The 20074-nt window shown below is 59.9% G+C and carries 22 protein-coding genes and 1 tRNA gene; 11 read left to right on the top strand and 12 right to left on the bottom strand.

All coding sequences use genetic code 11. The features are described 5' to 3' along the window. Positions 1-52 precede the first annotated feature (52 nt). A complete protein-coding gene (gene atpC / locus SIB56_RS08680) occupies positions 53-463 on the bottom strand; it encodes an ATP synthase F1 subunit epsilon (protein ID WP_413323569.1) in 411 nt (136 codons plus the stop codon). Between the two features lie 76 nt (positions 464-539). Beyond that, complete coding sequence (gene atpD / locus SIB56_RS08675; RefSeq protein WP_413323568.1) at positions 540-2003, bottom strand: F0F1 ATP synthase subunit beta; 1464 nt, start codon at positions 2001-2003, stop codon at positions 540-542. A gap of 219 nt (positions 2004-2222) precedes the next feature. Here atpD and groES point away from each other — a divergent pair, with 219 nt between their 5' ends. From groES to SIB56_RS08655, 4 genes are all read left to right on the top strand, one after another. Next, positions 2223-2534, top strand: a complete 312-nt coding sequence (groES, locus tag SIB56_RS08670; RefSeq protein WP_413323567.1) for a co-chaperone GroES — start codon at positions 2223-2225, stop codon at positions 2532-2534. 75 nt (positions 2535-2609) lie between these two features. Next, positions 2610-4244 carry a chaperonin GroEL gene (gene groL / locus SIB56_RS08665; RefSeq protein WP_413323566.1) on the top strand — a complete coding sequence of 545 codons (1635 nt, stop codon included), beginning with the start codon at positions 2610-2612 and terminating at the stop codon, positions 4242-4244. A 109-nt stretch (positions 4245-4353) separates the two neighbouring features. Continuing rightward, a complete protein-coding gene (locus tag SIB56_RS08660; protein ID WP_413323565.1) occupies positions 4354-4716 on the top strand; it encodes an MscL family protein in 363 nt (120 codons plus the stop codon). Between the two features lie 120 nt (positions 4717-4836). After that, positions 4837-6186, top strand: coding sequence for an ammonium transporter (locus tag SIB56_RS08655; RefSeq protein WP_413323564.1), 1350 nt, complete (start codon positions 4837-4839; stop codon positions 6184-6186). Positions 6187-6278: 92 nt separating this feature from the next. Here SIB56_RS08655 and secG read toward each other — a convergent pair whose 3' ends face one another. Together secG and gpmI are read right to left on the bottom strand one after the other, a co-directional pair. Further along, positions 6279-6509, bottom strand: a complete 231-nt coding sequence (secG, locus tag SIB56_RS08650; protein WP_413323563.1) for a preprotein translocase subunit SecG — start codon at positions 6507-6509, stop codon at positions 6279-6281. Positions 6510-6533: 24 nt separating this feature from the next. Next, positions 6534-8165 carry a 2,3-bisphosphoglycerate-independent phosphoglycerate mutase gene (gpmI, locus tag SIB56_RS08645; protein WP_413323562.1) on the bottom strand — a complete coding sequence of 544 codons (1632 nt, stop codon included), beginning with the start codon at positions 8163-8165 and terminating at the stop codon, positions 6534-6536. A 148-nt stretch (positions 8166-8313) separates the two neighbouring features. Between gpmI and pyrR the strand changes: the two genes are divergently transcribed. Then, the gene (pyrR, locus tag SIB56_RS08640; RefSeq protein WP_413323561.1) at positions 8314-8874 is read left to right on the top strand and encodes a bifunctional pyr operon transcriptional regulator/uracil phosphoribosyltransferase PyrR; all 561 of its coding nucleotides are present in this window, start codon (positions 8314-8316) and stop codon (positions 8872-8874) included. A gap of 230 nt (positions 8875-9104) precedes the next feature. Here pyrR and SIB56_RS08635 read toward each other — a convergent pair whose 3' ends face one another. Both SIB56_RS08635 and SIB56_RS08630 read right to left on the bottom strand, forming a co-directional pair. Further along, complete coding sequence (locus SIB56_RS08635) at positions 9105-9950, bottom strand: hypothetical protein (protein ID WP_413323560.1); 846 nt, start codon at positions 9948-9950, stop codon at positions 9105-9107. 73 nt (positions 9951-10023) lie between these two features. Further along, complete coding sequence (locus tag SIB56_RS08630) at positions 10024-11667, bottom strand: Hsp70 family protein (RefSeq protein ID WP_413327247.1); 1644 nt, start codon at positions 11665-11667, stop codon at positions 10024-10026. Between the two features lie 39 nt (positions 11668-11706). On the opposite strand from SIB56_RS08630, the gene SIB56_RS08625 reads away from it, so the two are divergent. From SIB56_RS08625 to SIB56_RS08610, 4 genes are all read left to right on the top strand, one after another. After that, complete coding sequence (locus tag SIB56_RS08625; RefSeq protein ID WP_066911173.1) at positions 11707-11991, top strand: hypothetical protein; 285 nt, start codon at positions 11707-11709, stop codon at positions 11989-11991. Positions 11992-12016: 25 nt separating this feature from the next. Continuing rightward, the gene (locus SIB56_RS08620) at positions 12017-12244 is read left to right on the top strand and encodes a DNA-directed RNA polymerase subunit omega (protein ID WP_413323559.1); all 228 of its coding nucleotides are present in this window, start codon (positions 12017-12019) and stop codon (positions 12242-12244) included. Next, positions 12241-12621, top strand: a complete 381-nt coding sequence (locus tag SIB56_RS08615) for a DUF1818 family protein (protein WP_413323558.1) — start codon at positions 12241-12243, stop codon at positions 12619-12621. Before SIB56_RS08620 ends, SIB56_RS08615 begins: the two co-directional genes overlap by 4 nt. Positions 12622-12928: 307 nt before the next feature. Then, complete coding sequence (locus tag SIB56_RS08610; RefSeq protein WP_413323557.1) at positions 12929-13243, top strand: DUF2811 domain-containing protein; 315 nt, start codon at positions 12929-12931, stop codon at positions 13241-13243. Here SIB56_RS08610 and SIB56_RS08605 read toward each other — a convergent pair. The 6 genes from SIB56_RS08605 to SIB56_RS08580 all read right to left on the bottom strand — a co-directional run bounded on the left by SIB56_RS08605 (position 13195) and on the right by SIB56_RS08580 (position 17306). Continuing rightward, positions 13195-13968 (bottom strand): hypothetical protein, encoded by a 774-nt coding sequence (locus tag SIB56_RS08605; RefSeq protein ID WP_413327245.1) that lies wholly within the window; start codon positions 13966-13968, stop codon positions 13195-13197. The two genes, SIB56_RS08610 and SIB56_RS08605, sit on opposite strands and share 49 nt — an antisense overlap. Further along, complete coding sequence (locus SIB56_RS08600; RefSeq protein WP_413323556.1) at positions 13952-14398, bottom strand: EVE domain-containing protein; 447 nt, start codon at positions 14396-14398, stop codon at positions 13952-13954. Before SIB56_RS08600 ends, SIB56_RS08605 begins: the two co-directional genes overlap by 17 nt. Positions 14399-14437: 39 nt before the next feature. Next, the gene (gene murD, locus SIB56_RS08595) at positions 14438-15826 is read right to left on the bottom strand and encodes a UDP-N-acetylmuramoyl-L-alanine--D-glutamate ligase (RefSeq protein WP_413323555.1); all 1389 of its coding nucleotides are present in this window, start codon (positions 15824-15826) and stop codon (positions 14438-14440) included. A gap of 28 nt (positions 15827-15854) precedes the next feature. Further along, positions 15855-15926 (bottom strand) — tRNA-Val (locus SIB56_RS08590). A 73-nt stretch (positions 15927-15999) separates the two neighbouring features. Further along, the gene (locus tag SIB56_RS08585; RefSeq protein ID WP_413323554.1) at positions 16000-16779 is read right to left on the bottom strand and encodes a photosystem II S4 domain protein; all 780 of its coding nucleotides are present in this window, start codon (positions 16777-16779) and stop codon (positions 16000-16002) included. After that, positions 16776-17306, bottom strand: a complete 531-nt coding sequence (locus SIB56_RS08580; protein ID WP_413327243.1) for a hypothetical protein — start codon at positions 17304-17306, stop codon at positions 16776-16778. Before SIB56_RS08580 ends, SIB56_RS08585 begins: the two co-directional genes overlap by 4 nt. Positions 17307-17461: 155 nt before the next feature. Here SIB56_RS08580 and serA point away from each other — a divergent pair, with 155 nt between their 5' ends. Both serA and prmA read left to right on the top strand, forming a co-directional pair. Further along, the gene (gene serA / locus SIB56_RS08575; RefSeq protein ID WP_413323553.1) at positions 17462-19048 is read left to right on the top strand and encodes a phosphoglycerate dehydrogenase; all 1587 of its coding nucleotides are present in this window, start codon (positions 17462-17464) and stop codon (positions 19046-19048) included. After that, positions 19048-19932, top strand: coding sequence for a 50S ribosomal protein L11 methyltransferase (gene prmA / locus SIB56_RS08570; RefSeq protein ID WP_413323552.1), 885 nt, complete (start codon positions 19048-19050; stop codon positions 19930-19932). The genes serA and prmA overlap by 1 nt, the downstream gene beginning before the upstream one ends. Positions 19933-20074 lie beyond the last annotated feature (142 nt).

The following is a 20074-nucleotide window of genomic DNA, read 5'->3' as shown; positions in this document are numbered from 1 at the left end:
ATGATCAATCACTTTTCCTCCGGGAAAAAGTTCTTCCCTTCCAGATATCGAATCAACTTTGATTGATCGCTGCCTGTGAACGGGCCCTTGCTCGGTTGAGGCTCTGTTGTGCCTTCACTTTTTCGGGCGAGGAAGGCTGGCCTTCCAGTTTGCTGACAGCACTGCGCGCAGCCTGAAGTTCGCTTTCAGCGGCTGTGCCATCAATCGAACTTCCCAGTTCTGCGGAGTTCACGAGCACGGTGACGTCGTCAGCTTCCACTTCGGCGAAGCCGCCCATGAGGGCGATTGATTTCCAGTCACCATCAGCACGGACACGCAAGACGCCAACGTCGAGTGCTGCCAGAAGTGAAACGTGACCGGGAAGAATGCCCAGCTGCCCAGTCGTGCTGGGGAGGATCACCTCATCAACTGAGCCATCGAACACGCTCTGGTCGGGTGCCAGCACGCGGAGGGTGAGGGTCATGGATATGAAGTGTTTGGGTTAAAAGCGTTGAGTGAAGTGAAAGTTCAGGGACATGAATGTCATGCCCCCAATGTGATCACTTGGCTTCTTCGGCCATCTTCGCGGCCTTGGCCTTGACCTCATCGATGTTGCCAACGAGATAGAAGGCCTGTTCGGGGAGGTGATCCAGTTCACCAGCGAGAATCTGGTTGAAACCACTGATGGTTTCCTCAAGTTTCACGTATTTCCCGGACATGCCGGTGAAGATCTCAGCCACGAAGAAAGGCTGGGAGAGAAACTTCTCGATCTTGCGAGCACGATCAACGGTGCGGCGATCATCCTCGGAGAGTTCGTCGAGACCGAGAATCGCGATGATGTCCTGAAGCTCCTTGTAACGCTGAAGCGTTGACTGAACGCTGCGCGCAGTGCGGTAGTGCTCATCACCCACAACAGCAGGCTGAAGCATGGTGCTGGTGGAGTCGAGCGGGTCCACAGCTGGGTAGATGCCCTTGGAAGCAAGTCCACGATTCAGCACCGTGGTGGCATCAAGGTGAGCAAAGGTTGTGGCTGGGGCGGGGTCGGTCAGGTCATCTGCAGGGACATAAACCGCCTGAATTGATGTGATGGATCCCTCGAGGGTGGAGGTGATCCGTTCCTGTAGTTCACCGACGTCTGTGCCCAGGGTCGGCTGGTAACCCACAGCCGAGGGCATGCGCCCGAGCAGTGCTGACACTTCCGAGCCCGCCTGAACGAAACGGAAAATGTTGTCAATGAACAGAAGCACGTCCTGCTTGTTCACGTCGCGGAAATGCTCAGCCATCGTCAGAGCTGAGAGGCCCACGCGCATGCGAGCGCCGGGGGGCTCATTCATCTGGCCGTAGCAGAGCGCCACCTTCGACTTGGACAGGTCATCGGCGTTGATCACGCCTGAATCCTTGAACTCCTCGTAGAGGTCATTGCCCTCACGGGTGCGTTCACCCACACCGCCGAACACGGAAACACCTCCGTGTTCCTTGGCGATGTTGTTGATCAGCTCCTGAATAAGAACGGTCTTGCCCACCCCGGCACCACCGAAGAGGCCAACTTTTCCGCCCTGACGGTAGGGAGCAAGCAGGTCGATCACCTTGATGCCTGTTTCGAAGACCTTGGGTTTGGTCTCGAGTTCGGTCAGCTTCGGAGCTGAGCGGTGGATCGGAGCTGTCGCGTCGGACTTGACGGGCCCCTGTTCGTCGACGGGCTCACCAAGAACGTTGAAGATGCGACCCAGGGTGCCTTCGCCGACGGGCACGGAAATCGGTGCACCTGTGTCAATGGCTTCCATGCCGCGAACCAGTCCGTCGGTGGCACTCATGGCCACGGCGCGAACTCTGTGATCGCCCAGCAGCTGCTGGACTTCAGCGGTCAACGCAACTGCCTGGCCAGCGGTGTTGGTGGCCTCGATGCGCAGAGCGTTGAGAATTTTGGGCAGCTTGCCGGCGGGGAATTCCACGTCCAGAACCGGGCCAATCACCTGGCGGACAACGCCCTTGGTACCGGCGGAGGCGGGAGCAGCAGCAGCCATAAATAAGTGGGTGTATGAGGGAAGCGCCTTGGGCAATCCCTTCCTGAGCGGGGCAACGATACCACCGTCGTGTGAGTGGGTGGAGCGGTTCGGTCACCCGCACGCTGATTCCGTGGCCGAAGTGCAGGACCCGGACATAGGTTGGCACTCGACGACCTTGAGTGCCAGCTCGAGTCGTACCGGCGCTTCGGCGCAATGTCCCTGCTCCTGCAAGAACCCATGGCAGCTGTTTCTCTCAGCGTCTCCACCGTCAAGCCCCTCGGCGATCGTGTCTTCGTCAAGGTCTCAGAATCCGAGGAGAAGACCTCCGGCGGCATTCTTCTGCCTGATACCGCCAAGGAAAAGCCCCAGGTCGGTGAAGTCGTTCAGGTCGGTCCCGGCAAGCGCAACGATGACGGCTCCCGCCAATCTCCCGAAGTGGGCGTGGGCGACAAGGTGCTCTACAGCAAGTACGCAGGCACCGACATCAAGCTCGGAGGCGATGAATTTGTGCTCCTGTCCGAGAAGGACATTCTCGCCATCGTCAACTGATCGGCTTCGGCTGTTGAGCGCCTCTGAAAAGGCAGACAGTCACTCACACATTTTTTCAATCAACATCCGCCCCCCATGGCCAAGCGCATCATTTACAACGAGAACGCTCGCCGCGCTCTCGAAAAGGGCATCGACATCCTGGCTGAGTCCGTCGCTGTGACCCTCGGCCCCAAGGGTCGCAACGTCGTTCTTGAGAAGAAGTTCGGTGCTCCCCAGATCATCAACGACGGCGTCACAATCGCCAAGGAGATTGAACTCGAGGACCATATCGAGAACACCGGTGTTGCCCTGATCCGTCAGGCCGCCTCCAAGACCAACGATGCAGCGGGCGACGGGACCACAACCGCCACCGTTCTTGCTCATGCCATGGTCAAGGCGGGTCTGCGCAACGTGGCAGCCGGTGCCAACGCCATCACCCTGAAAAAGGGAATCGACAAGGCTTCCGACTTTCTGGTCGAGAAGATCAAGGAGAACGCCAAGCCGATCGCCGACAGCAACGCCATCGCACAGGTGGGGACCATCTCCGCCGGCAATGACGAGGAAGTGGGTCGGATGATCGCCGATGCCATGGACAAGGTCGGCAAGGAGGGCGTGATTTCCCTGGAAGAGGGCAAGTCGATGACCACCGAGCTGGAGGTCACCGAGGGCATGCGCTTCGACAAGGGCTATATCTCTCCCTATTTCGCCACCGACACCGAGAGAATGGAGGCCGTCCTCGACGAGCCCTACATCCTGCTCACCGACAAGAAGATCGGTCTTGTGCAGGATCTGGTGCCCGTTCTCGAGCAGATCGCCCGCACCGGAAAGCCTCTGCTGATAATCGCTGAAGACATCGAGAAAGAGGCTCTGGCCACCCTCGTGGTCAACCGTCTCCGCGGCGTTCTGAATGTGGCCGCTGTGAAGGCTCCCGGTTTCGGTGACCGACGCAAGGCCATGCTCGAAGACATGGCTGTGTTGACCAACGGTCAGCTCATCACCGAAGACGCTGGCCTGAAGCTCGAAAACGCCAAGATCGAGATGCTGGGCACCGCCCGTCGCGTGACCATCAACAAGGACACCACCACCATCGTGGCCGAAGGCAACGATGTTGAGGTGAAAGGCCGCTGCGAGCAGATTCGCAAGCAGATGGACGAGACCGAGTCCACCTACGACAAGGAGAAGCTGCAGGAGCGCCTTGCCAAGCTGGCCGGGGGTGTGGCTGTGGTCAAGGTGGGCGCTGCCACCGAAACCGAGATGAAGGACAAGAAGCTTCGTCTTGAAGATGCCATCAATGCGACCAAGGCCGCTGTGGAGGAGGGCATCGTTCCCGGTGGTGGCACAACCCTCGCGCACCTGGCTCCCACTCTGGAACAGTGGGCCTCCACCAGCCTCAACGGTGAGGAGCTGATCGGCGCCAACATCGTTGCGGCCGCCCTGACAGCACCTCTGATGCGCATTGCTGAGAACGCAGGTGTGAACGGTGCTGTTGTTGCTGAAAACGTGAAGGCCAAAGCCTTCAACGATGGCTACAACGCCGCCAACGGTGACTACGTCGACATGCTGGCGGCAGGGATCGTGGATCCCGCCAAGGTGACTCGCTCCGGTCTTCAGAACGCAGCGTCCATTGCCGGCATGGTGCTGACCACTGAGTGCATCGTCGCCGACCTTCCCGAGAAGAAGGACGCCGCTGCCGCTGCTGGCGGCATGGGTGGTGGTGACTTCGACTACTGATCCCAGGATTCCAGTCACAGTCGCTTCAAGCGTTTCTCAAGCCCCTGCAGATGCAGGGGCTTTTTTGTGCTCAGCTAAGGATTGAATGGAATCTCATCGAGTCTCTGACATGCCCTTCAGTCGTTGGTTGCGTGAGTACAAGGATTTCTTCTTCCAGAAGGGAAATGCTCTGAACCTCGCCATTGCAGTGGTGGTCGGTACGCAGTTTCAGCAGATCGTGGATGCCATCAGCAAGGATCTGCTGATGCCCCTGCTCAATCCTCTGGTTCGGGGTGGCAGCTGGCAGAGCCTGGCGATTCCCTATTTCGGTGGTGAGCTGGCCATCGGTCGGATTCTTGATGTCGTGCTCAACTCCTTGCTGGTGGGCTGGGCCCTGTTTCTGATCATCAAGGTGATCAATCGCTCGGAACGATTGACCTCCTCAGGTGTGGAGAAACTGCGCGGTCAGACGTCACAGGACGGCGACAGATAGTTGTCATTGCGCCGCCGGCACCCTTTGGCAGCTGCCATCTCCCTGTCTCTTCAAAATGTTCGTTGTGAACAGTTTTTGCAGTGGCAGGTCTGAAATGGTAGCGACGGTTACCAAAAACACGTGTTCCAGATCCGTTTGAGGCGATTTCTGATCGCCCTGCTGGTGGTGCCGGCAATGCAATTGCTGAGTTCTGCCCTGCTTCCTGCCTACGCGGATGACGCTTCCCTTTCGGCAGCGGACAACACCCTGATCCTCACATCAGCAGCACTGGTGCTGCTGATGACCCCCGGACTGGCGTTCTTCTACGGAGGATTCGTTCAGGCCCGAAATGTGCTCAACACGATGGCGATGAGCTTCGTGATGATGGGCATTGCCACGCTGGTTTGGGTCAGCTTCGGCTTCAGTCTTGCCTTTTCTGACGGCGGTGCTCTGAACGGCGTGATCGGCAATCCCTTCAGCTTCGCGATGCTTGAAAACGTGCCGGACATCTGGGACGGCCTGGCCATTCCAGGCCTGAGTTTCGCTCTTTTTCAGGGTATGTTCGCGATCATCACCCCGGCCCTGATTTCCGGTGCCCTGGTGGAGAGGATCAGTTTCCGCTTCTGGTGTGTGTTCACACCCGTGTGGCTGCTGGTGGTGTACGCGCCTCTCGCCCACATGCTCTGGGGTGGAGGTTTCCTTGGCAAGGATCTCGACTTCGCCGGCGGCACCGTGGTGCATATCAGTTCCGGTGTGTCGGCACTGCTTCTGGCAGGACTTGTCGGTTGGCGCAAGCAGTGGCCCAATTCCGTCCGCCCTCCCCACGATGTCAGCCAGATCCTTCTGGGCACCGGTCTGCTCTGGTTCGGCTGGTTCGGGTTCAACGGCGGCAGTCAGCTCTCTGTGAATGGTGCTGAGCTCCCATTCACCACCACGCATATCTCGGCTGCGACAGGACTTGTCGCCTGGTCGCTTGTTGAAACCTGGCGTGGTGGCAAGCCCACGGCCGTCGGGATGGCGACCGGTGCTGTTGCCGGTCTGGTGGGCATCACTCCCGGAGCCGGTTTTGTCACACCTGCAGCTGGAATGGCGATCGGTGCGATCACCGGCCTGCTCTGTTACTTCTCGGTGCAGCTCAAGGTCTCACTGCGTTTTGACGATTCGCTGGACACCTTTGCCGTGCATGGTGTGGGTGGCACCATCGGTGCGATCCTCACGGGCGTGTTCGCCAGCGCCGAGTTGATCTCCAGTCACCCGGCAGGTCAGGTTCTTGCCGATAACGGCAGATTTGCTCTGATCGGTGGTCAGTTTCAGGCCGTTCTGGTGGCCTACGGGCTGGCTGCCCTTGGCACTCTTCTTATCGCAGCCGTTCTGCGCGGGCTGGGGATGCCGTTCAGGGTGCCGGAGGAGGCTGAAAACCTCGGGGTTGATGTGCGTGAACACGGTGAAGAGGCCTATGCGGAACGCATCGGATCTCCACAGTTTCATTGATGTTCACTGATGGCGTAATAATTCCCGGCCCTGATTGATCAGGGCCGGGAATGTGCAGATGCTGATTGGAACCCACCGCACTACCTGTCGGTTCAGTTCAACCAACCAGCGCTGAGAATCACAGCCAGAGTTAGGAAAATGGCCAGAGTGGTCCAGGTGATGCGGTTGAGGGTCGCTTCCGCACTGCTTGCGCTTGTGAATGAGGTGCTGCCGCTGGCAGCAAGCCCCCCCATTCCATCGCCTTTGGGGCTGTGCAGAAGAACGAACAGAATGAGCAGCAGGCCGCTGCCGATCCAGATCCAGGAGAGAACGGTGGTGAGCATGGCCAGATCCTATGCCCGTGCCGATCAGACCGGTTGAGGCAGGCGCGCAGTGGAAGGCACTGGTGTTGCGATCGGTTCGATCAGTGTGCTGCCGGTCATCGCCTCCGGTTTTTCGAGATCGAGCAGCTGCAGCAGGGTTGGTGCGATATCGGCAAGTCCGCCGTTGTCGCGCAGGCGGATCGCGTTGCCCATGCCACGGAGTTTTCTGCGTTCCCCCTCCACAAGAACCAGAGGAACGGGGTTTGTGGTGTGGGCCGTCCAGGCCTGACCGTCGTCGCCCTGCATGAGCTCGGCGTTGCCGTGATCTGCCGTGATGATCATCGTGCCACCCATGCGACCCACGGCATCCAGCACCCGTCCGACGCAGTGGTCCACTGTCTCAATGGCTTCGACGGCGGCCTCCATCACGCCGGTGTGCCCGACCATGTCGGGATTAGCGTAGTTGATCACCACCAGGGAATAAACACCCTTCTCGATAGCCTCGATACAGCTGACGGTGAGGATTTCGGCATTCATGGCGGGGGCCAGGTCATAGGTGGCCACGCGTGGGGAGGGCACCAGATGTCGGTCTTCTCCTTCCAGCGGCTGCTCAACCCCACCGTTCATGAAATAGGTGACATGGGGGTATTTCTCTGTCTCCGCCGTTCGGTACTGGCGCAGTCCCTGTGATGCCACCACCTGACCTAGCAGGTCATCCAGTGACTCGGGTGGAAAGACCACCTCCACAGGCAGCCCGGCTTCGTACTGCGTGAACGTGACCACGTCCAGCTGAGGTTGATGGGGGAGTTTGAAATCGGCGAAGTCGTTCCTCGCCAGGCACTGAATGATCTGACGGGCCCTGTCGGGCCTGAAATTGAACATCAGCAGGGCATCGCCATCCTTCAGATGGCTGGCTCGCAGACGTGTCGGCTCCACGAACTCATCGGTGGTGCCACCGTCGTAGCTGGCTTGCAGTGCTTCTGCCGCCGACAGCTGACTCACCGGGAAATCAGGCGACGTCAGCAGTTCATGGGCGCGCGCGGTCCTCTCCCAGCGCCGGTCTCGATCCATAGCCCAGTAACGACCGCAGATGCTGACGATTTCACCTACCCCACAGGACTCGATGGTCTCCTGAACCTGTTTGAGGTAGGTAGGCGCACTCTGCGTGGGTGTATCCCGTCCATCGGTGATCGCGTGGATCGCGACGTGCTTCAGGCCTTCCTCAGCGGCCCAGTGCAGCAGTCCGCGCAGGTGATCCACATGACTGTGAACGCCGCCATCCGAACAGAGGCCAAGCAGGTGGAGCGTGCCGCCGCTGACTCGCAGACGCTCCGCCAGTTCACGCAGTCTCGGTACCTCGCCCAGCTGGTTGTCGCGCACCGTATCGCCGATCCGCACGAGTTCCTGGCGGATGATCCTGCCGGCACCGATGGTGAGATGCCCCACCTCGGAATTGCCCATCTGGCCATCAGGCAGGCCCACATAGGCGCCGCTTGCCTCAATCAGTGTCTGTGGATACGCATGACGCAGCGCGTCCATCACAGGGGTGTTGGCTGCGCTGATGGCGTTGTGATCGGAGTCCGTGCGCTCGCCCCACCCGTCGAGAATCGCAAGAACAACCGGGGCGATGGACCGCTCCCTGCTTGGTCGACCGGTATGGCGATCAGCAACGTTCACTCCGCTCTATCCGTTCTTAAGGTCTTCTCTAGATTCACAAGTTACCCCCTGATCACCCCCAAGGCGAACTCCCGAGCGACTGATGGTCAGCTTTTGCGGATCAGCACGGTGATGTCACACATACAGTTTCCATCGCAAAGCATCGGTCATGGTGACGCCCGGTAACGGTGAGCGGATCGAGATCCTCTCGGCCGAGGACGTGGGCAGAACGCTGTCACGGTTGGCCTGCCAGGTTCTGGAATGTGTGGGTGATGTTGAGCAGTTGCTGCTGCTAGGGATTCCCACCCGGGGGGTTCAGTTGTCTGCCGTGCTGGCGCGCTTTCTTGAGGAGCAGAGCGGTCAGAGTATCGCTCAGGGCACCCTGGATCCAACGTTTCATCGCGATGACCTCGAGCGCGTGGCCATGCGGCCAGTGCAGGCAACCGAACTGCCTGTGAGTGTGGAGGGGCGTGATGTGCTTCTGGTCGACGATGTGGTGTTCACCGGGCGCACCGTGCGCGCCGCCCTCGAAGCGATTCAGGCCTGGGGACGCCCTCGCCGCGTGATGCTGCTGGTGATGGTCGACCGAGGGCACCGGGAACTGCCGATTCAGCCCGATTTCTGTGGCCGTGCTGTACCGACGCGGCGAACTGAAACCATCGAGCTCAGGCTGATGGACGTGGATGGTGAGGAAGGTGTGTTCCTATGCCGGGATCAGCGTGATGACTAAATCTCTTCTCCGCGGAAGTGGGCTCTGTAGCGGCCGAAGCCACCCAGCACCTGCGGATCGGGCTGAACGGCCGCCCTTTCCACTCCGTCATGACACCGACAACATCACATCTCTGCACTCATCTCGAGTGCTTCACCGCGGTGCTGAGGGTGGTTTAGACGAGGACCGATGAGATCACCACGACCCCTTCTCCGGGCTGCATGAACGTTCGTTCTCATTGATTGGCCCTTTCACGGCCTTTTCGCCCTGCAGAGGCTTTCCGGTCCTTCTTCCACGAGATCACCACCCAGATCGGCACATCCTGCGATGAAGGCACTCCAAGGATCCATGCCGCTGGACAGCCTCTTCTCCACAGCGGCATTCAGCTGCTCAGGATCGACAGTGTGAGCGGGTAGATCTCCATGGCTTTGGTGCTCCTGACGGTCGCGCAGACTCTGGATGGCTTCCTCCACCTGCCGTCGCAGCGGCAGGGCATGGGCCTGCCACCAGGGATGGTCCAGCTGATTGAGCACGCTCAGCGCCTCCCACCACTGCTGTCGCTCAACTTTGTCCTTCAGTCGTTCGTGATCGACCTTGTTGCGGTTCCAGGTTTCTCGAAGACTGTCGCTCAGTTTTGTGCCCGGCCTCTGGCCCTTCTTCTCAAGAGGTCTGAGGGTGATGAGAGCCCTCTCCAGATCTCCTGCACGGAACTGTTCGAGCGCGCGCTCGCGAAGCGTTTCACGCCACTGACGCAGCCTGGAACGATCACCGCTTCGCTGCTCTGCGTCACCAACCATGGAATTGACCAGCTGCGACTGCAGGCTGAGTGCCTGGGCACTGTCGCCGGCCTCCCAGGCGAGCTCGGCCTGGCGACGGCGGCAGACAGCCTGCTCGCTTGGCCCTTCCCGGTCCAGCCAACGCAGGGCAGCAAGTTGCTCTCCATAGCGCAGACAGGCTTTCAGGTCGCCACGGGATGCTGCTTCGCGCAGTCGATCGGGCAACTGCTGTTCCCACCAATACGCGTATCCACAGAGGCACGCGACACCGCCCAGTGTGGCGATCAACCAGAAACTCGGGAGATGGCGACGCAGCGCCAAGGGTGGTGGGGGAAAGACAGACACCTTTCTATGGATGTCAAAGCCGCAGTACACGCCCCTGTGGACGGCCCGATCACCGCACGGTCCCGAGTGGCGTCGGCTCCAGGCTCTCACCGGTGCGCAGATCCTCTCCCTCCAGGATCAGTTCAGCCTGATCGTTGAGATGGAAGCGCAGTTTCAGACAATCCTCACCGGGTTGTCCTGGAGGATCGAGGGGGAGCTCACAGGCGGTGTCCGGTCGTCTTGTCACGTCATCCCAGCCGTCGGTCTTTTCAACAACACGGGGAAGGCCATTCACCATCACCACCTCATGTCTTGTTTCACCTCTTGACTCCCCAAGCACCAGTTCCACTGACTCCTGGTCAGGACCGCTGGCGCTGAGGATGAGTTCCAGCGGCTTGCTTGAGGGCCAGGGCTGACCCGGCAGAAACAGGGGGTGCCAGTGATGGGTGTTGCTGCGCTGATTCCAGCAGCGCAGTGAGATCCCCCGCTGCAGCAGGTCCTGCATACGAACTCCAGGCGTGAGACTCAGGGCGCCGCAGGCCACCGCCTCCATCGGCGGAGGTGTCAGCAGCGGAGTCGGTGCAAGCTTCTCGGCCAGCCAGTTGCGCAGCTGCGGGAGATGGGCACCTCCACCGACCACAACCACGGCGTCAAGATCCTCGGCGGGACAGCCGTTCAGCTCCGCATCGCGCAAGGTCTTGCTGAGCAGGCCTTCCAGGGCATCAAAGAGCCCTCGATCCTCCAGCAGTCGGCTGAACCGTTGGCGATCCATCGTCAGGCTGACCGGACCACCGAGATCCGAGCCGCAGGCTTGTTCGGTGAGCCTTTCCCGATTGGGGATGTCGGGATTGCTGAGGCGACATTTCAGGCGTTCCGCTGCATTCAGCAGCGCCATCAGCCCATCTCCCTCGTCAGGCAGTCCCCCTGGACACAGTTCGTCGAGAATCCAGCGGTCGAGGTCTCTGCCGCCCAGGCTGATGCCTGCTTTGCCGAGAACCTTGGCCTGACGGAGCGCCTGACGGCTGTTGGTGAGGTCCTGTCCACGGAAGCGAAGCAATTGGGCCACGGGTGCCGCCCGTCCCTCTCCGCCTTCGAGAGCCACAAGCGACAGATCCAGAGTTCCGCCGCCGAGGTCGACCACCAGCAGCCTTGATCCAGCTTCCAGCCCAGCCCCCAGTGCGGCTGCCGTGGGTTCATCCACCAGGGCGATTTCTGCGACCTGCATCGGTTCACAGGCTTTGAGAAGCCAGTCGCGATAGCCGGACCCCTGATCCACAGGGGCCGTCAGCACGAGTCTCTCGATGCTGATTCCCGGAGGCATCCTCTTCCAGATCTCAGTCAAAAGACGCGCTCCGGCCTGTTCCGGGCTCAGTCGTCTCTCAGCGGCCAGCTCCTCTGAGGCCATGCCGATCCAGCGCTTGAAGTCGCGATGCAGTTGGGGGGCATCACGCTCATGCAAGCCGTTCTCCAGCACTTCCCGTCCCACCAGGGCGGGACCGGAAACTGCATCTTCAGCCCAGACGATTGATGGGATCGCACCTGTTTCACGCGTGATCGCAGGCAGGTCGAGCAAATCCACCTCAGGGCGTTCAGCGGATTGAAAAGCCACCACTGTGGTGGTGCTTCCCAGGTCGATCGCCAGGGTGCCGACGTCGCAAGACGCGTCGGAAACATGAAGGTTTTGTTCGGCAGCGAGGGGCTGAACCACCGCTATGGGCAGGTTGGAAACAGGTCGAGGCTACGGGGACCAACGATGGATCGCTTAAGAAGGCTGGTGTTTTCCTTTTATCGGGAGGATCCTCAGATCGAGGCGGAGCTTGAGCCTCTTCGGGACTGCAGGATGTCCCGCAGCTGGGGAAGCATCCGCATCGAGTGCGTGGATGCGCAGCATCTTGAGGAGGTCAGCGCGTTGCTCAGTCATCTGCGCAGGCCGCTTGTGGCGATGGGTCTGGGTCGGCAGATCGTTCTCAGGGTCCCGGGGCGTCCGCAGCGCTCCTATCCGATGCATGTTCCTTTCCACAGTGATCTGTTCACTTAGAGTTGGGCATTAGCGAATCATTGGCATGCTCACGGCCGGAGTTGATCATCAGGATCTCGCCAAACGCGGTGAAAGCCTGATCCGCCAATCAAGTAACCGCTATCTGACCACGGTCAAGATCGCTTTTCGCGCCAAGCAGCGTCGCTTCGATGATTTCGATGGCCTGCTTGAAGAATCAAGCGTGAAGCCTGTGCAACGCGCGATCGTTGAACTGAGTGACGAACAGGATCAGCCCGATCTTCTCCCTGGATGATTCAACAGGAGGGGTCCGGCTGGAGATTGTCCAGGGACCCTGAACGCCCATTGTTCTCCGTTTTGATCGGTGGTGAGCACTGGGCTCTCGAACTCAGTGAACGTGAAGCCTGCGAGCTGGTTTCATTGATTGCCGATCTGAAGAGTCAGCACCGATCAATCTGCGATCAGCTGATGGCGGAAGAAGCCATCACGGTTGAGCTGGAGCGAGAAGGCTGGTGGGGTTGCCTCGAGGGTGACCGTTGCTGTTGGTCACTTCGGGTGATCCGCAGCGGAGATGAGGATCAGGCTCGCGGTCTTGAGTTCTGCTGGCCTCACCCTGCGGCCCAGGCCATCGCCGAGGCGATGAGAACGCTGTGGGACAGCAGTATTGATTAGAGCAGCTGATCATTTTCTGTTCATTGATTTTCCCCCGGTATTCCCCACCTTGGTGCAGGCGTTTTCCACAGGCATTGAAAGATTTTTGTCGTTCTGGCTGGCTTCTGTGGAAAAAGCGAATCATGTCATTGATTCTGGTTGACGAATCACGGCGGTGACTCTTTGGGGGCTAGTCGGGAAGATCCCCTGCTGGAAAAGGTTCTGGCGGCTGGAGTCTTATCAGGAGAGTCAGTGGGAATGCCCCCTGAGCCGCTTCTTGACGCAGACGGTCAGATGTGGAGAACTGGATGGCATTCGAGACGTATGCATGCAGTTGGCCGATCAATTACATCAGGCTCAGACCACCTCCGTTGAGCTGCGGGAGGAGGTCTCCCAGAAACCATCAACTGCAGCGACTTTTTCCCATGAAGACTCGGCTGTGAGCTTCCACTCCGAGCTGCCTCAGCCTCTTCAGCAGGCCATGGTGTCCTTCATCGAGCGCTGCCCGAACTGGGATCAGTACCGCCTTGTGCAGGCTGCTCTGGCCGGCTTTCTGATTCAGCATGGCGTTGAGTCCAGAGAGATCACCCGCCTCTACGTGGGCAACATGTTCTGTCGCGAATCCCTGACCCAGGGAGTCTGAGTCCGGCAGCTGGCCATCAGCAGCAGCGCGCTGAAAGGGATGCTGAGCAGCAGGCCGACGAATGCTCCCATCAGCCCGATCAAATTGACTCCAATCAGCAGCCCGATCAGGGCCATGATCTTCAGACGATTGGTCTGGACCAGCCTCCGGCTGTGTTCCATCGCCGCCAGTGGGCGATGGCGGTGATGGATCAGTAGCGGCAGTGCCAGGGACTGACTCACGGCCCACAGCGTCAGTACCAAGCCGCCACTGACAAGAATCACTCCAGACAGCACACCGCTGTGGCTGGCCATCAGCGCTCCGGCGATTCTGATCAAGTTCATTGCTCCGATCAGGATCACCGCCTCCAGGAGTGTGAGGGCCGCGGTCTGTCTGAAGACCCAGCGCAGTCGTTCAAGCCTGGGTGCAGAGGCTTGCCTTGCTGTTGTGGGCCCTGGAGGAAGCAACTGATCGGCCAGCTGCAGCAACGCCACCAGCGGCAGAAGCACCGCCGGGAAGGTTGCCAAGAAGAGCGCATCTCCGATGGTGGTTAGCCACCAGCTGTCGCTTTGCTCAAGATCTCTGGCAATCATGCTCAGGCCTGTGGGGGTGATCAGCATCAGGGCTGTGAGGCCAACAAAGCGCCATGGGGCCTGACTGAATCCGATCCAGGCTCTGGGAATGATCGTTGTGAGAGGAAGTCGCTCCGCGGGGCGAGGTTCCCCTTGTTCACTGAGGTGAGCCAAGCCGCTCAAGCAGGTCCCTGGCGATTCTTTCGTCCACAGGAAGAATCGAGAGACGGTTGCCGCGACGAACAACAGCCAGCTCGTCAGGTTCGTAGGACTGCCGCAAATCCTCAAGACTCAGCAGCTCCCGGAACTGGCCTCGATAAGCCAGACGCACGCAGTCCCACCGTGGAGCTTCACGTTTTGAGGCGGGATCGTGGTACTTCGAGGAGGGGTCAAATTGTGTTGGATCGACCAGACCTGTTTCGACCACCTCCATCAGGCCGATGATTCCAGGTGGTTTGCAGTTTGAGTGATAAAAGAAAGCCTGATCACCAACGGCCATGGTGCGCATGAAATTACGCGCCTGATAGTTGCGAATGCCGTCCCAGAGGGTTGTCTTCTCCTCTTCAAGGTGATGAATCCCATAAACATCGGGTTCACTTTTCATCAGCCAGTAGGCCACGCGTTTTAAGGAATTTTTTCCAGACTAGTTTGACCGTCTGGCTTCGATCAGTTCACGGAAATGATCGCCACGCGCTTCAAAATCCGGATACTGGTCAAAACTCGCGCAAGCCGGTGATAACAAAAGGCTTGCCGCCTTCTGCTGACGCGCAAGTTCGAGAGCATGCGGAACAGCTTCATTCAGATCCTTGTGCGTGGTCACCTCACCGGGGAACGCTGTCGTCTCAATCAGGCCACGTAGTTCTTCAGCTCCGGCACCGAACAGCACGACTGCGCTGCTTCGCTCGTTCAACAGCTGCAGCCATGGTTGAGCGTCACCCCGCTTGGTCTGACCACCTGCGAGCAGCACCACCGGGTCTGGCACGGACTGCAGTCCCACGGCAGCGGCGTCGTAGTTGGTGGCCTTGCTGTCGTTAAAGACCGGAATGCCCTGAACCATTCCCAGAGATTCGAGTCGATGGGGAACACCATCGAAGCAGCGCAACGCTGAGTTGATGGTGTCAGCAGCCAATCCAGCTTCCAGAGCCGCTGCAGTGACGAGCAGCATGTTCTGTCGGTTGTGCTCGCCGGGCATGGCCAGAGCCTCAGCGGCGAAGAGTCTTCGCTCTCCCTCGCAGACCCATCCATCAGAGCTGATACTGAGCCGGGTGCTTGCACTGTGTTCGCCCAGATGGCTTGTGCTCACCCAGTTCACCCGGTTCTGCCCCCAGCTGCAGCGCGTGCGGCTGATGTCGGGATCATCGCCATTGAGAATCGCCAGTTCCGAGCGCTCCAGCAGGCCGCGTTTGATCGCTCTGTAGGCGTCGATTGACCCATGTCGCTCAAGGTGGTCGGGGGTCAGAGTCGTCCAAATGCCGATGCGCGGAGCCACGTCCGTGGCTGCTTCAATCTGATAGCTGCTCATCTCCATGACCACCCAGTCGGGTTTTGGGCTGGAGCCTTCAAGGCATCCAAGAGCCAGTTCGGCGGCGGAAAATCCCATGTTTCCAGCCATGGGAGCCTCCAGTCCTGCATGGCTGAGCACGTGGTGGAGTAGATGGGTGACGGTGGTCTTTCCGTTGGTCCCGGTGATCCCGATCCATGGATGATCTCCCAGGGTTTCCCAGGCCAGCGCCATCTCTCCCTTCAACGGAACGCCCCGTTCTCTCAATGCTTCCAGCGTTGGATGCGTCCAGGCAATTCCTGGACTGATCACCACCTGATCAATCTCACCGAGCCAGGGCTCGAAACTGGTGATCTCCAGAGCCTGTCCGAGCCGCACATCAATGCCCTGTGTCTGCAGCTCCGCTGACTTGCGTCTGTATTCCTCGCTATCCGATCTCTCCAGAACGATCACCTCTGATCCCCGGAATCTGAGCAAGCGAGCAGCTCCCAACCCGGAGCGCCCGAGTCCGACCACGACACTCCGAGTCATTTTGTTTGTCCTCTTCACACGAGGGGAATGGGCGATACTGGAATCGAACCAGTGACTCCTACCGTGTCAAGGTAGTGCTCTACCTCTGAGCTAATCGCCCGCAATTTCACCCTTCAGAGAATCTGCGGTGACGGTTGAGCGCACCCCAACCGGATGCGACTGAAATTAGCAGCTCATCGGCGCAGCATCTCCACTCGCCAGCGATCGCGCTTTGTCAGTTCGAGGTTCAGCACTTCCACACTGCCGCGGTCCTGAAGCTGCAGTCTGTCGCCGATATTCAGATCTCGACTCGCCTGCCGGACAGGATGCCAGTTGAGCCTCAGCCTTCCTTCACGAATCTGTCGAGTCACCTTGGATCGGGAGAGGCCGAAACCGGCGGATGCGATGGCGTCGAGTCGGCGGGATGCCTCCACACTGATGAACCGTTTCGGCAGCCGCTGCGCAGGCCATTGAAGGCTGTCGATCGACACCGCCTCCAACGTCAGGGTCACTTCACGGACTCTGCCGGTCTGACCGTTGAGATGGTCTGCTGCGTCAGGTGTGCAGACCGCCTGGGCACCGCGATCGCCGCGAAGCCAGAGATCCCCGATTCCATCGGCCGTCACCCCGAGGTCAATCAGCGCCTGGCGCATGTCTTCCGGTTCAGCGCGATCGAACAGGAAATTCCCTTCGAGTCGCAAGCCTGAGATCGGTGTCAGTTCAGGTTGCAGCTCCTGATCGCTGCGGCTGAGCTGCAAGCGGCAGCGCTCGGTTCCAGGTCTGCCACCGTCGCGGACCAGTCGCAGTTCAGTCAGCGACTCCAGACGACGGGAATCCTCCAGTTCAGGGCCGCTCAGGAAAGGGCTCCAGCTTGGCTGCCAGGTCCGCAGCACCGTTTCCGCCTGGTCGATCAGGCGATGCATCGACTCCGGATCAGCGATTCCGCTCAGCAGTGGAGCACGGTCAAGACTCACAGCTCGCTCAGGCGGACAACCTGCTGTGGCCGCACCTTCTGAACCAGCTGCCAGGGGACTTCAAGACCTGCACGTGTCTCCAGCAGCAGCAACCAGAACTGTTCGTTGTGCCGGTTGCGCAGAATTCGCACACCGTCCTCGTTGTCAGAGGGAACGCTTGCTGCAGCGGCGTAGCTTCCCATCAGGCCTGATCCCAGCCCGAGCAGGCCGCCGATCAGTGCCTCGCCGACGGCACCGAAGCGTGCAAAGGTGTCGAGGGTGGTGATCTGCGTGAAGGTCAGTCCCGCCATGAAGCCGAAGGGCATCAGCCAGCGGGACATCGAACGCTGGCGGCGGCTGCGGGCCATGTTCGGGTTCAGCAGATCAACGCTGTCCATCCGCTCCGCCTTAAGCGTCCCCTCGCTGTCTTGCGAGTCCTCGGGTGCCACCAGCGCGACGCGCATGAGCGGTGTGCCTGAATCCTGAAGGTTCTGGACCAGTGTCTCGGCTGAGGCGCGTTCCTTGAGAACCAGGACGCAGACGGGCATGGCTGGAGCGGTGCGGAGTGCCATTCTCCATGGCAATCCAGGGGGCTGCGGAAACCGGTTGGCGGGGCAGTTGAATCAGCTTGCTGAACGACCTCGTCAACAGTGATTTTCGGGCCGATCTCTAAAGTGCTGGACGGCTTTCTATCCGCCGCTGGATGACCAAAGTTCTCGTTTCAGACCCCATTGATCAGGCGGGGATCGACATCCTCGGGCAGGTGGCTCAGGTGGACCAGCGGACGGGCCTGTCTGCGGATGAGCTGAAGTCGATCATCGGCGACTATGACGCTCTGATGATCCGCTCCGGCACCCAGGTCACCGCGGACGTGATCGAGGTTGCTGATCGTCTGCGCATCATCGGTCGCGCCGGTGTGGGTGTGGACAACGTGGATGTCCCGGCCGCCACCCAACGGGGTGTGCTGGTTGTCAATTCACCCGAGGGCAACACGATCGCTGCAGCGGAACATGCGCTGGCACTGTTGCTGTCTCTATCCCGACACGTTCCTCAGGCGCATGCCTCGATGCGAGCCGGATCCTGGGACCGCAAAAAGTATGTCGGCAATGAGCTCTATAAAAAGGTGCTCGGGGTTGTCGGGCTGGGCAAGATCGGCTCCCACGTGGCCAAGGTGGCCAAGGCCATGGGTATGGAGGTGATCGCCTTCGACCCCTTCATTTCGGCGGACCGGGCTCAGCAGATGCAGGTGCGGCTCACGACCCTGGAGGATCTGTTCCGACAGGCTGACTACATCACTCTGCATATTCCCCGAACGCCTGACACCGAGAATCTCGTCAATGCGGAGCTGCTCCGCACAATGAAGCCAACGGCAAGGATCGTGAACTGCGCGCGAGGGGGCATCGTTGATGAAGCGGCGATTGCAGAAGCCATTGACAGTGGCGTGATCGCCGGTGCCGGTCTCGATGTGTTCGCCTCTGAACCACTGGACCAGGATTCTCCATTGCGTGCCGTTGAGCGCGGGCTGGTGCTGACGCCTCATCTCGGAGCTTCCACCGAGGAAGCCCAGGAAAATGTGGCCACCGACGTCGCCGAGCAGATCCGTGATGTTCTGCTCGGACTGCCTGCTCGCAGTGCCGTCAACATCCCCGGCCTCAGTGCCGAGATCATGGAGCGTTTGAAGCCCCATCTGCAACTTGCGGAAACCCTTGGCTTGCTGGTGAGTCAGCTGAGCGGCGGACAGGTTCAGGAGCTGGAGGTCCGACTGCAGGGCGAGTTCGCCAATCACCCCTCCCAACCGCTTGTGGTGGCAGCCCTGAAGGGACTGCTCACCAGCGCGCTCGGAGAACGCATCAACTACGTGAACGCTTCGCTCGAAGCCAAGGGGCGAGGGATTCACGTTCTGGAAGTCAAGGATGATGCCAGTCGGGATTTCGCCGGTGGATCCCTGCAGCTCACCACCCGCGGTGGCCAGGGAGGTCACAGCGTCACGGGCGCGGTGTTCGCCGATGGCGAACTGCGCGTCACAACCATTGATGAATTCCCAGTGAACGTGCCGCCGAGTCGGCACATGCTGTTCACCCGTCACCGGGACATGCCCGGGATCATCGGCCACCTCGGCTCTCTGCTCGGCGAGCACAACGTGAACATCGCCTCAATGCAGGTGGGTCGCAGGATCGTGCGTGGCGACGCCGTGATGGTGCTCAGCATCGATGACCCGATTCCGCCTGCACTCCTGGCCACCATCAACGGCATCAACGGGATTCAGGAAGCTCACCCCGTCACGTTGTGATGTGGTGGCGCCTGTCACTGCCGGTAGAGGCTGAGCTGGAGGAGTCGCTTCTCTGGAAGCTGAATGATCTCGGTCTGCATCGCGTTGCCATTCAGCATGCACCTGAATCTCCGGATCAGCGCACCCTTCTGGCCTGGTTGCCTGCCCATGAATGGCCCGAGGATCAGCGGATCGAACTGTTCAGCAGCCTCGCCCCTCTGGCCTTGACCTTCGGCCAGACATTGGCCCAGCCGGTCTGGGACGAACTGGCCGACGAAGACTGGAGTCGCAGCTGGAAACAGCACTGGCAACCTGACCCCGTGGGGCAGATGCTGCTGATTCTCCCGGCCTGGCTCGGAGTTCCTGAGGAACACGCCCAGCGACTCGTTTTGAAGATGGATCCAGGCAGTGCCTTCGGCACTGGAAGTCATCCCACCACCAGACTCTGTCTAGAAGCCCTCGAACAACAGCCGCCTGCAACCATGCGGGTCGCGGATCTGGGCTGCGGAAGCGGCGTTCTCGGGCTGGCAGCCATCGCACTGGGAGCCCGTAAGGTGCTGGCAGTGGACACGGATTCCCTGGCTGTCAGCGCCACAGCCGACAACGCAGCGCTGAACGGTTTGTCAGCGGATGCACTCCGTGTCAGGCAGGGTTCGGTGGAGGTGCTGCAGAACCTGCTTGCACAGCAGCCGGCTGATCTACTTCTCTGCAACATCCTGGCGCCGGTGATCGAGGCTCTCGCGCCTCACTTCGAAGCGGTTCTGCGTCCAGGAGGACGGGGACTTCTCAGCGGATTGCTTGTGGAACAGGCTCCCAGGCTCACGGCCGTGCTGGAAGGCCTGGGATGGAAGGTTCGACCGCTTGCCGAGCAAGCCCGGTGGGGGTTGCTTGAAATTCAGCGTTAACCTTGATAAGCGGGCCTTATAGATGTCTCTGCTTTGATTGGATGTACATGGCGACAGGGTGCAAACCGTGCGTCTTGACGCCTTGGCGATGTAGAAATGATCAGTCCGGCAGGCTCGTTTGTTACGAGCCTCTGTAAATTCA

It is taken from the genome of Synechococcus sp. MIT S9503 (assembly GCF_047304175.1).
Classification (GTDB): domain Bacteria; phylum Cyanobacteriota; class Cyanobacteriia; order PCC-6307; family Cyanobiaceae; genus Synechococcus_C.
This window is presented reverse-complemented; position numbering and strand designations above follow the sequence as displayed.

Bases quoted from the DNA above. Each gene is read 5' to 3' on its own strand.
- atpC (WP_413323569.1), bottom strand. From the start codon at position 463: ATGACCCTCACCCTCCGCGTGCTGGCACCCGACCAGAGCGTGTTCGAT.
- atpD (WP_413323568.1), bottom strand. From the start codon at position 2,003: ATGGCTGCTGCTGCTCCCGCCTCCGCCGGTACCAAGGGCGTTGTCCGC.
- groES (WP_413323567.1), top strand. From the start codon at position 2,223: ATGGCAGCTGTTTCTCTCAGCGTCTCCACCGTCAAGCCCCTCGGCGAT.
- groL (WP_413323566.1), top strand. From the start codon at position 2,610: ATGGCCAAGCGCATCATTTACAACGAGAACGCTCGCCGCGCTCTCGAA.
- SIB56_RS08660 (WP_413323565.1), top strand. From the start codon at position 4,354: ATGCCCTTCAGTCGTTGGTTGCGTGAGTACAAGGATTTCTTCTTCCAG.
- secG (WP_413323563.1), bottom strand. From the start codon at position 6,509: ATGCTCACCACCGTTCTCTCCTGGATCTGGATCGGCAGCGGCCTGCTG.
- pyrR (WP_413323561.1), top strand. From the start codon at position 8,314: ATGGTGACGCCCGGTAACGGTGAGCGGATCGAGATCCTCTCGGCCGAG.
- SIB56_RS08625 (WP_066911173.1), top strand. From the start codon at position 11,707: ATGGATCGCTTAAGAAGGCTGGTGTTTTCCTTTTATCGGGAGGATCCT.
- SIB56_RS08620 (WP_413323559.1), top strand. From the start codon at position 12,017: ATGCTCACGGCCGGAGTTGATCATCAGGATCTCGCCAAACGCGGTGAA.
- SIB56_RS08615 (WP_413323558.1), top strand. From the start codon at position 12,241: ATGATTCAACAGGAGGGGTCCGGCTGGAGATTGTCCAGGGACCCTGAA.
- SIB56_RS08610 (WP_413323557.1), top strand. From the start codon at position 12,929: ATGCAGTTGGCCGATCAATTACATCAGGCTCAGACCACCTCCGTTGAG.
- SIB56_RS08600 (WP_413323556.1), bottom strand. From the start codon at position 14,398: ATGAAAAGTGAACCCGATGTTTATGGGATTCATCACCTTGAAGAGGAG.
- murD (WP_413323555.1), bottom strand. From the start codon at position 15,826: ATGACTCGGAGTGTCGTGGTCGGACTCGGGCGCTCCGGGTTGGGAGCT.
- SIB56_RS08580 (WP_413327243.1), bottom strand. From the start codon at position 17,306: ATGCCCGTCTGCGTCCTGGTTCTCAAGGAACGCGCCTCAGCCGAGACA.
- serA (WP_413323553.1), top strand. From the start codon at position 17,462: ATGACCAAAGTTCTCGTTTCAGACCCCATTGATCAGGCGGGGATCGAC.
- prmA (WP_413323552.1), top strand. From the start codon at position 19,048: ATGTGGTGGCGCCTGTCACTGCCGGTAGAGGCTGAGCTGGAGGAGTCG.